Origin of the sequence: Paraburkholderia sp. (genome assembly GCF_034668105.1) — a bacterium.
Lineage (GTDB): Bacteria > Pseudomonadota > Gammaproteobacteria > Burkholderiales > Burkholderiaceae > Paraburkholderia.
Genome location: NZ_JAXDPY010000578.1, coordinates 1 through 9,401 on the forward strand (window position 1 = coordinate 1; position 9,401 = coordinate 9,401).

Annotated in this window: 11 protein-coding genes; 5 read left to right on the top strand and 6 right to left on the bottom strand. The window is 62.6% G+C overall.

Going from position 1 to position 9,401, the window contains the following annotated elements; all coding sequences use genetic code 11:
* Positions 1-471 precede the first annotated feature (471 nt).
* The 3 genes from QOC89_RS25645 to QOC89_RS25655 all read right to left on the bottom strand — a co-directional run bounded on the left by QOC89_RS25645 (position 472) and on the right by QOC89_RS25655 (position 2,003).
* Positions 472-1,179 (bottom strand): glutathione binding-like protein, encoded by a 708-nt coding sequence (locus QOC89_RS25645; RefSeq protein WP_323047582.1) that lies wholly within the window; start codon positions 1,177-1,179, stop codon positions 472-474.
* A gap of 262 nt (positions 1,180-1,441) precedes the next feature.
* A complete protein-coding gene (locus tag QOC89_RS25650) occupies positions 1,442-1,663 on the bottom strand; it encodes a hypothetical protein (RefSeq protein WP_201074963.1) in 222 nt (73 codons plus the stop codon).
* A gap of 148 nt (positions 1,664-1,811) precedes the next feature.
* Complete coding sequence (locus QOC89_RS25655; RefSeq protein WP_323047583.1) at positions 1,812-2,003, bottom strand: CsbD family protein; 192 nt, start codon at positions 2,001-2,003, stop codon at positions 1,812-1,814.
* A 176-nt stretch (positions 2,004-2,179) separates the two neighbouring features.
* Between QOC89_RS25655 and QOC89_RS25660 the strand changes: the two genes are divergently transcribed.
* The 5 genes from QOC89_RS25660 (at position 2,180) to QOC89_RS25680 (ending at position 6,731) form a co-directional block, all read left to right on the top strand.
* The gene (locus QOC89_RS25660) at positions 2,180-2,503 is read left to right on the top strand and encodes a hypothetical protein (RefSeq protein WP_323047584.1); all 324 of its coding nucleotides are present in this window, start codon (positions 2,180-2,182) and stop codon (positions 2,501-2,503) included.
* A gap of 271 nt (positions 2,504-2,774) precedes the next feature.
* The gene (dcm, locus tag QOC89_RS25665) at positions 2,775-4,058 is read left to right on the top strand and encodes a DNA (cytosine-5-)-methyltransferase (RefSeq protein WP_323047585.1); all 1,284 of its coding nucleotides are present in this window, start codon (positions 2,775-2,777) and stop codon (positions 4,056-4,058) included.
* Positions 4,059-4,088: 30 nt separating this feature from the next.
* Positions 4,089-4,535: a very short patch repair endonuclease gene (locus tag QOC89_RS25670; RefSeq protein WP_323047586.1), complete on the top strand. Its 447-nt coding sequence runs from the start codon at positions 4,089-4,091 to the stop codon at positions 4,533-4,535.
* A 101-nt stretch (positions 4,536-4,636) separates the two neighbouring features.
* Complete coding sequence (locus tag QOC89_RS25675) at positions 4,637-5,140, top strand: YbhB/YbcL family Raf kinase inhibitor-like protein (RefSeq protein ID WP_179736910.1); 504 nt, start codon at positions 4,637-4,639, stop codon at positions 5,138-5,140.
* 136 nt (positions 5,141-5,276) lie between these two features.
* Positions 5,277-6,731 (top strand): MFS transporter, encoded by a 1,455-nt coding sequence (locus QOC89_RS25680; protein ID WP_323047587.1) that lies wholly within the window; start codon positions 5,277-5,279, stop codon positions 6,729-6,731.
* 158 nt (positions 6,732-6,889) lie between these two features.
* Here the strand turns inward: QOC89_RS25680 and otsA are convergent, their stop codons facing one another.
* The 3 genes from otsA to QOC89_RS25695 all read right to left on the bottom strand — a co-directional run bounded on the left by otsA (position 6,890) and on the right by QOC89_RS25695 (position 9,158).
* Complete coding sequence (otsA, locus tag QOC89_RS25685) at positions 6,890-8,317, bottom strand: alpha,alpha-trehalose-phosphate synthase (UDP-forming) (RefSeq protein WP_323047588.1); 1,428 nt, start codon at positions 8,315-8,317, stop codon at positions 6,890-6,892.
* Between the two features lie 213 nt (positions 8,318-8,530).
* The gene (locus tag QOC89_RS25690) at positions 8,531-8,758 is read right to left on the bottom strand and encodes a hypothetical protein (protein ID WP_323047589.1); all 228 of its coding nucleotides are present in this window, start codon (positions 8,756-8,758) and stop codon (positions 8,531-8,533) included.
* A gap of 151 nt (positions 8,759-8,909) precedes the next feature.
* Complete coding sequence (locus tag QOC89_RS25695; protein WP_323047590.1) at positions 8,910-9,158, bottom strand: hypothetical protein; 249 nt, start codon at positions 9,156-9,158, stop codon at positions 8,910-8,912.
* Positions 9,159-9,401: the final 243 nt, after the last annotated feature.

Consider the following 9,401-nt stretch of genomic DNA (forward strand, 5'->3'; position numbering starts at 1 on the left):
CTGCGACCACTCCCCATTGAGTATCGCTGGGAGCCTTGCTAGACTTAGGCTTCAGGGCTACGGACCACCACAGGCCTGAAGAGCAAAACAGGGACTAACATTCCTGTCAGGGGGACCAGATAGCTTCCCAGCGTCACCCGAGTTTGCCCAGAAAAGCCCCGTATGCCTTGCGCAGCGGGTTTTTTTTGCAAACGAGCTAAGGCTCCCAAGAAAAATCACGATCCCATCCCTCCCCCTCGCGCGGCGCATCTATCGCGCTCAACGTACCGCTCCCGCCACACAGTAATCTGCGGACACAATTCCCGCCGAACTTCGTCAAGCACCCTGAATCGGATGTTTTTCGCGAGCCCTATCGCCACCGACGCCACCACCACCGCAACCCAACCCAGATCGCCGGGCACACGATGCTGCGTGTCGATAGTCTGCAGAACCCACGCAAGGGCTGGATCGATTGGTACTTCCTGATACGCGTCATGCAGGCCGCTTCGGAATCTCCAGTCCCTTCGCGACCGCCGGACGCGCGACGAACGCAGCCAGCACGCGCTTCACATTCGGAAAGTCGTCGATCCCGACCAGGTCCCCGGCTTCGTAGAACCCAATCAGATTGCGCACCCACGGAAAGGTCGCGATATCGGCGATCGAATAGGTATCGCCAAGGATCCAGTCACGTCCTTCGAGTTGCCGCTCCAGCACCCCGAGCAGGCGCTTCGACTCGCCGATGTAGCGGTCGCGCGGGCGTTTGTCTTCGTATTCCCTGCCGGCGAATTTGTGGAAGAAACCCACCTGGCCGAACATCGGCCCGATGCCGCCCATCTGGAACATGACCCACTGAATCGCTTCATAGCGGCCAGCGGCATCTTGCGGGATGAATTTGCCCGCCTTGTCGGCGAGGTAAATCAGAATCGCGCCGGATTCGAACAGCGGCAGCGGCTTGCCGTTCGGGCCGTTCGGATCGATGATCGCCGGAATCTTGTTGTTCGGATTCAGCGACAAAAACTCCGCGGACATCTGGTCGTTCGTATCGAAGCGCACGAGATGCGGCTCATACGGCAGGCCGGTCTCTTCGAGCATGATCGACACCTTCACGCCATTGGGCGTCGGCAGCGAATACAGCTGAATCCGGTCAGGATGCTCGGCAGGCCATTTCTTCGTGATCGGGAAGGTGGAAAGATCGGTCATGGTAGTGAGGTAACCCTTGTGCGAGAGCAGCGGCTGGAAAGCGGAATCGAATCGGGACCCGCGATCGGCCGAAAGACCGAAAAGCAAGACCCGAACGCGCGACCGCCAAATATAAACCGACTCAGCACAACGCGTCCGCGGACGCCGCAAAACGTCCCGTTGCGAACAGGGTCGCGCGCCGCTCTTCTCTACCGCGTCACCTCTTCACACGATCTCAGCCCTGAGGGCACCGAGGCAACGAAACACCGCGGCACCCCAGTTCTCACCACAAGTCCTTCGTCGCCGTGCCGGCGCGCAGGTTATAGCCTTCGCGCCACAAGGCCGCACCGACCGTCAGCAGCAGCGTCTTCTGCTCGCCGTCAAGTTGTTCCCACGTTGCCGCCAGCCAGCTGGCGAAACTCGCACAGGTGGTTTCGAGGTCGACGGGCGCCTTGCCCTCCAGGTACTGCCGTTCGAACATCGAAAGCACTTTTTCCGGGGTCATGGGCGCCTCCTTGTTGTTGGATGCGCCAAGTCTAATGGCGACACACGCCGCGCGGCGCGTCCACGGCGCCGAACCCGGGTTATTCCCAGGCGAAAACGGAAAAAGGCGCCGCAGCGCCTTTTTCCGTCAAGCGACATTGCGAGCCAGATTACGGCCTGTTGCGCTTTGCGTCGTCCTTGGCGTCTTCCTTAGCGTCGCCATAGGCCTTTTGCACCTTGCCGGCGCCTTGCTGGAGGTCGCCCTTGAGCTCCTTGCCCGGGTTATCGGTGGCCTTGCCAACAGCTTCGTTGACTTTGCCCTTGACCTGCTCGCCCACACCCTTCACCTGGTCTTTGTTCATGTTCGGCTCCACTATCTGGAATGCCGGCGCAACATTACGCCAGTATCCGTGTTGAGCAACGGGTGTGCCCGCGGCCGCCCTCCATCTCGCGTGCGCGAGATACACGGCCGCAAAAATATTTAACAAAAACCCTAAAGTCCCGCCGCCGCCTGCCGTAAAGGTGCCATGGAGGGGCTATGGAACGCACACTCATTACGCTGACGGGTTCATCCCAGGCGACGCTGATCGATCGGGACATCGCGCATATTGGGCGCGTGATGCGGCCGTCCTTACACGGCGATCTGGGCGGACCGATTCTGCCGCCCACGTACTGGCGCAAGCGTCTGTATCAGTTGCTCGACTCCGGCCATCTGTCCCACGCGCAACTGTGCACGGTCGACAGCCTCCTGCTCCAGATCGACCAGTTCGAAGCCCAATCCGTCTGGAGCGCTACGCTGGCCCCGGCAGCCGCCGCGCTGTCCCAGCCGGCGCATCTCGCGAGCGCCAGCCGTCCGGCCTGAGACGCTGCAAGCCTCGGTGGCCGGCCTTCCACTGCGACCAGCCCTACTTTTTCCAGCTAAAAAAAGGCCGCGAAACCTGTCGCGGCCCGAACACGTCGCAACGCGGGGAATTCGCGTCACACCGCCAGCCTACACGTCCAACTGTGACACCCGCGTTTAAGCGAAAACGGTATCCGTTTCATCACAAATTTTTCCCCGAGGACGGCAAAAAATAGGGAAAAGGGACGACCTTAGGTCATAATGTCCGCAAAAATTCCCAGCAAGGACCTCCGTGACCCTCGCCGCACCGCTCGACCTGCTCAGACAGGCGCGCGCCCGCTTCACTCAACGCGAAATCGCCGCGCACGTCGGTAAAGACATCAAAACGGTACGCCGCTGGGAAAAAGGCGAAACACCGTGTCCGTCGATGCTGGAGCCGGCCTTGCGCGATCTGCTGAAAAGCAGTGCCCGGGCAAACGCCGATGCGGCCACCGCCGGCGCCGAGTTCCGCTTCATCGATCTGTTTGCCGGGATCGGCGGGATACGCATGGGTTTCGAGGCCCACGGCGGCGACTGCGTCTTCACCAGCGAGTGGAACGATTTCTCCACCAAAACCTATCGCGAGAATTATCCGGCCGACGGCGAGCACGCACTGATCGGCGACATCGTCTCGTTTCCCGCCGAAGAGGTGCCGAGTCACGACGTGCTGCTCGGCGGCTTTCCGTGCCAGCCGTTTTCGATTGCCGGCGTCAGCAAGAAAAACGCGCTGGGCCGGCCGCACGGCTTCGAGTGCACGACGCAAGGCACGCTGTTTTTCGACGTCGCACGCATCATCGCCGCGAAACGGCCGGCCGCGTTCCTGCTGGAGAACGTGAAGAATCTGCTCTCGCACGATAAAGGCCGCACCTTCGACGTGATCCTGCAGACCCTGCGCGACGAGCTCGGCTATGAAGTGCACTACCGTGTGGTCGACGGCCAGCATTTCACGCCGCAACATCGCGAGCGCATCATCATCGTCGGCTTTCGCGGCAAGACCTCGTTTTCCTGGGACGATCTGCGTCTGCCGGAAAGCGGCCCGCGCCTCGGCTCGATTCTGCATCGCACGGACGGCAGCGAACCGGTGCTGCCGTGGGACCACGAGCGCTTCTTCGACCACGCCGCCAAACGCGTGCAACCCAAGTACACGCTCACGCCGAATCTCTGGACCTATCTGCAGAACTACGCGGCGAAGCATCGCGCGGCAGGCAATGGCTTCGGTTTCGGCATGGCCTATCCCGACAGCGTCACGCGCACGCTCTCCGCGCGCTATCACAAGGACGGCTCGGAGATTCTGGTCTATCAGGGTGAACAGCTGCGGCCGCGGCGCCTCACGCCGCGCGAATGTGCCCGGCTGATGGGCTTTCCCGATACCTTCAGGATTCCGGTCAGCGACACCCAGGCTTACCGGCAATTCGGCAACAGCGTCGTCATGCCGGTGATGCGGGAAGTGGCGCGCATCATGCTGCCGCACGTGCAATCCCTGCTCGCCAAGGAAACACACCATGGTTCGAAGCAAACCCTTTCGCTCTATTCCTGAGCGGCCCGATCAGTTAGCCTGGCGCTAACGATGGTCGATATCGTCGACAGTGCAACGCGCAGCCGCATGATGTCCGGCATTCGCGGCCGCAACACGAAACCGGAAATCCTGATCCGCAGCTTGCTGCACGGCCGCGGCTTTCGCTTCCGCCTGGACGCGCGCGATCTGCCGGGCCGCCCGGATATCGTGCTGCCGCGCTACCGCGCGGTGATTCTGGTCCACGGCTGCTTCTGGCACGGTCACGACTGTCATCTGTTCAAATGGCCGCAAACGCGGCCGGAATTCTGGCGCGACAAGATCGGCCGCAATCGCAGCAACGACGACAAGGTTAACGCGGCATTGCTCGCGAGCGGCTGGCGCGTCGGGGTGGTGTGGGAATGCGCGTTGCGTGGTGCGAACCGCGATATCGACGGTGTATTGCAGCGGCTCGTCGAGTGGTTGAAGAGCGACGCGCCGAGCTTCGAGGAACGCGGTTGAAAGCTGCTTGTAGCTTGTCAGATCCCGGGGAATCTCGGCGCCGCTGGTGATACACTCGATTGGCTAACCATCCCAGAACCACTCAAGAAGGGAGGCACACAATGGCTGATTTCCGTCTCTGGTCCGACGAGTTCCCCACCAACGGCTTTATGCCGAAAGCCCACGAGTATCACGACAAGGCCTTCGGTGTGGACGGCGAGAACATCTCGCCCGCGCTGCAATGGGATGCCCCGCCGGCCGACACCCAAAGCTTCGCACTCACCGTTCACGATCCCGACGCGCCCACCGGCAGCGGCTTCTGGCATTGGGTGATCGTCAACATCCCGGCCGATGCCCGCTCGCTGCCGCGCAACGCCGGCAAGGCCGACGGCTCGCTGCTGCCGCAAGGCGCGCTGCAGGTACGCAACGACTACGGCACCGTCGGCTTCGGTGGCGCCGCGCCACCGCGCGGCGACAAGGCGCATCGCTACATCTTCCGCCTGCATGCGCTGAAGGTGCCGCATCTGCCGATCAATGCGGACACCACCAATGCGGTCGCGCGCTTCATGACGCATCTGAATGAGCTCGATTCGACCACCCACACAGGTCTGTATGAGCTCAAATAACGCGTAAGACGCGATGCCGGTGCGCTGTTGCAGCGCCGGCATTATCGCGGCGCGCCGTCTTGTCTTTCGAGAACGGCACGCGGCGCGCGGCTTATCGTCGGGTCGATGAGCCGCCTCACTCCTAATCAAAAAAACGATGCACGCACAACCATCGCGCAAGGACGGTTCAACACCGGCCGATGCCGCTTCAGCCGCCCACTCGGGCACCGGCACACCGTTCGCGGATAGCCCGGAACGAGGCTTACCGATCCCGCAACGCTATTGGGCCATGCTGGTCATCGCGCTCGGCCTCACCCTGGCCGTGCTCGACAGCGCGATCGCCAACGTTGCGCTGCCGACCATCGCGCGCAATCTGCACGCGAGCGCCGCCGGCTCGATCTGGGTCGTCAACGCCTACCAGCTCGCCATCACCATTTCGCTGCTGCCGCTCGCATCGCTCGGCGACCGGATCGGCTATCGGCGCGTTTATCTGGCCGGGCTGATCCTGTTCACGGTGGCGTCGTTCGGTTGCGCGTTATCCACCTCGCTGCCGACGCTCGCGCTCGCCCGCGTGGCCCAGGGGTTTGGCGCGGCGGGCGTCATGAGTGTCAACACCGCGCTCGTGCGCATGATCTATCCGCCCGCGCAGCTCGGGCGCGGCGTCGCGCTCAACGCAATGGTCGTTGCGGTGGCGTCCGCGGTCGGACCGACGGTCGCTTCTGGCGTGCTCGCCGTCGCCTCGTGGCCGTGGCTGTTCGCGATCAATGTGCCGATCGGAATCGCGGCGATCGTAGGCGCCTTCAAGGCGCTGCCGATGAATCCGGGCCACGAGTCGCCTTACGACTATCTGAGCGCGGTGATGAACGCGTTCGTATTCGGCCTGCTGATTTTTGCCGTCGACGGTCTCGGCCACGGTGAGCGCTTCGGCTGGGTCGCCGCCGAGGCAATCGGTGCGATCGTGATCGGTTATTTTTTCGTGCGCCGTCAATTGACGCAGTCCGCGCCGCTGCTGCCGATCGATTTGCTGAGGATTCCGGTGTTCGCGCTGTCGATCGGTACTTCGGTGTGTTCGTTTTGCGCGCAGATGCTGGCCTTCGTATCACTGCCGTTCCTCTTGCAGGACACGCTCGGTTTCTCACAGGTCGATACCGGCTTGCTGATGACACCGTGGCCGGCGGTGATCATCATCGCCGCGCCGATCGCGGGTGTGTTGGCGGACAAGGTGTCGTCGGGCTGGCTCGGCGGCGTCGGACTGGTTGCGATGACCGCGGGCCTGTTGCTGCTGGCCACCCTCGGCGCGCATCCCGAGCCCATGCAGATCGCGTGGCGCATGGCGGTGTGCGGCGCGGGCTTCGGGATCTTCCAGTCGCCGAACAACCGCACCATCCTGTCGGCCGCGCCGCGCGAGCGCAGCGGCGGCGCGAGCGGCATGCTGGGCACCGCGCGCCTGACCGGACAAACGCTCGGCGCGGCGCTGGTCGCGCTGATCTTCGGCATTGCGCCCCAGCATGGGCCGACTATCGTGCTGTATGTGGCAGCGGGCTTTTCAGCGGTCGCCGCCGTGGTCAGCACACTGCGGGTCATGCAGCGCGTGAATGTGCAAGCGGCGTGAAAATGTCCAAGCGGCGTGAGCGTGTTGCGAGCAATACAACAAGGGCGCGAATCGCATGCAGCGGTCCGCGCCCTTCGCTAACGCTTCATTCATCCGCAATAGTTCGACGTGATCAGCGCGCGCGGCCCTTGAAGTAATCCGCGCCGCCCTTGATGCCGTTACGACGATGCCGTCACGTCAGCCAGCTTTACCGCTTTGGCCGTCACGGAAGAGGCCGTCGCGACGTTGCGCAGATCGCCCAGGAACGTATCGCGCCAGACCGACAGATTGTTCTCGCGCATCGGCGCCATCATGTCCGCATGCCGCGCTTGCCGTTCGGCGAGCGGCATCGACAGCGCGCGTTCCAGCGCCTCGGCCATCTGCGACAGATCGAACGGATTGACGACCAGTGCGCCCGGCAATTGCTCGGCCGCGCCGGCGAATTGCGACAGCACGAGCACCCCCGGATCGGCCGGGTCCTGCGAGGCGACGTACTCCTTGGCAACCAGATTCATCCCGTCGCGCAGCGGCGTCACGTAGCCCACCTGCGATTGACGGAACAGCGCCATCAGCAGATTGCGTTCGTACTTGCGGTTCAGATATTGAATCGGCGTCCAGTCGAGTTGCGCGAACCGGCCGTTGATGCGGCCGGCTTCGCCCTCCAGCGTCTGACGGATGCGCTGATAGGTCTGCACGTCGGCGCGAGTCGGCGGCGCGATCTGCACCAGCGATACACGGCCGTGCCAACCCGGCGCATTCAACAGCAAGCGCTCGAACGCCTGAAAACGCTCGACGAGGCCCTTCGAATAATCGAGCCGGTCGACGCTCATGATCAGCTTGCGCCCCCGCATGCCGTCACGCAGGCTGCGCACCGGCTTGCGGTCGGTGAACTGCTCGGCGGCCTTGGCGATCGCGTCCGGATAAATGCCGATCGGGTACGCGGCCACTTTCAGAAAGCGGTTGTACGCGTGCATCATGCCGTCCTCGCTCGAGGTGCCGTGCTGGCCGCGCTCGATAAAGTCGACGAACGACTGACGGTCCGCCTCGGTCTGAAAGCCGACCACGTCGTAGCTGCACATTGCCTTGACCAGCTCCTCGTGCGGCGGAATTGTCCGCAGTACTTCCGGAACCGGAAACGGAATATGCAGGAAGAAGCCGATTGGATTTTTCACGCCGAGCTCACGCAGGCAGCGCGCGAACGGCAGCAGGTGATAGTCGTGCACCCAGATGATGTCATCGGGTTTGAGCAGCTCCTTGAGCTGCCTGGCGAGCGTCGCGTTGACGCGCTGATAGCCCGCGTATTCCTGCCGGTCGTAGCGCGACAGGTCGTTGCGATAGTGGAAGGTCGGCCACAGTGTCGCGTTGGAAAAGCCGCGATAGTACTGGTCGTAGTCACGCTTGGTGAGGCCCACCGTCGCGTAAGTCACGTTGCCCTGCTTTTCGATCACCGGAGCGGACGGTTCATTCACCGTCTCGCCGCTCCAGCCGAACCAGACGCCGCCGGTTTCCTTCAACGCGTCCAACACGCCAATCGCGAGACCACCTGCTGAGGGACGGCCTTCCTGCGTCGGCGCGACACGATTCGATACCACGATCAGTCTGCTCATTGGTACTCCACCTGGTCAGTTGTTTCGTTGCGTACGGATATGTGCCAAAACCGTGCACGCAAGTCGCGTGCCGTTTTTTGAGATATTGAGAATAAAAATGTGTGCAAATGTGACAGACGAGTAGAACCTCGCGACATGGAAGCGTCGCGAAGAAGTTTTTACTGGTGTGCATCGCAAGACCAGAAAATGTTCTTACCGGCCCGTCAAACGGGTTTAAGCGTCCTGTTCCGAGCCGAGATCGCGCTGATACTCCAGTCCTTCCGGACGCACACCGCCCTGGTTGTACTCGCCGTCTGGCGGCGCGTCGGGCGCCACGCGGTTCTGCGCTGAGGGGTCATGGGCCGGGGGGTCTTGTGCTTCGGGTGGACCGTTCTTGCTGCTGGCCGGCCGGGAATCGCGTTTCGAGTGGCGCGCGGAACGGCGCAGTGCTGGATGTCTCATGATCGATGCCTCCAGGGGAAGCCCGCCGCTATGGAGCGGCATCACTACAGTCTAGGGGTCACGACGGTAAATTGCCGGTAAAAGATGCGCCGGCTTTGTAACAAGTACATAAAATTGCTGCGCCAGTATGTGGCGCAGCGCACGGACCACGTCAGACTTGCATGCTCGATCGATGCGACGGCGGACGGGGACTGGCTTGTGGCGTTTGCGTGGGCTGCGGTGGGGGATCGCCGATCGGCGGCGCGGCGGGTTCGATTGGGTCGGGCGTCGGGGAGGGACTTGGAATGGTGTCGGGTTCACCGGGGTTGGGCGCCGGCGACGGCGTCGGCGGTTCGATCGGCTCCGGGCGGTGAGCGTGTTTTGGGAGGGGAAGCGCGCGCGCGGCGGGGTATTCCGGCATGGTGGTTATCCTCGGTCTTTGCGGTTTGCTGGATCGCAGCAAGGCTTGTGCCGGTTGGGTTTTTTGCCTTCGGCGGGTTCTTTTGGCTGTTCGCCTACGGCGTTGGCCTTTCCTTGAATTGATATTGGTCTATTAGCGTCGCCCAGAGTGTTACCCATGTCCCCGCACACCTGTTACCCATGTCTCCGGTCCATACACGGCGGCAAAGAGAAGTAGGTGCCCGCCCCGCACAGGGGCGACGCT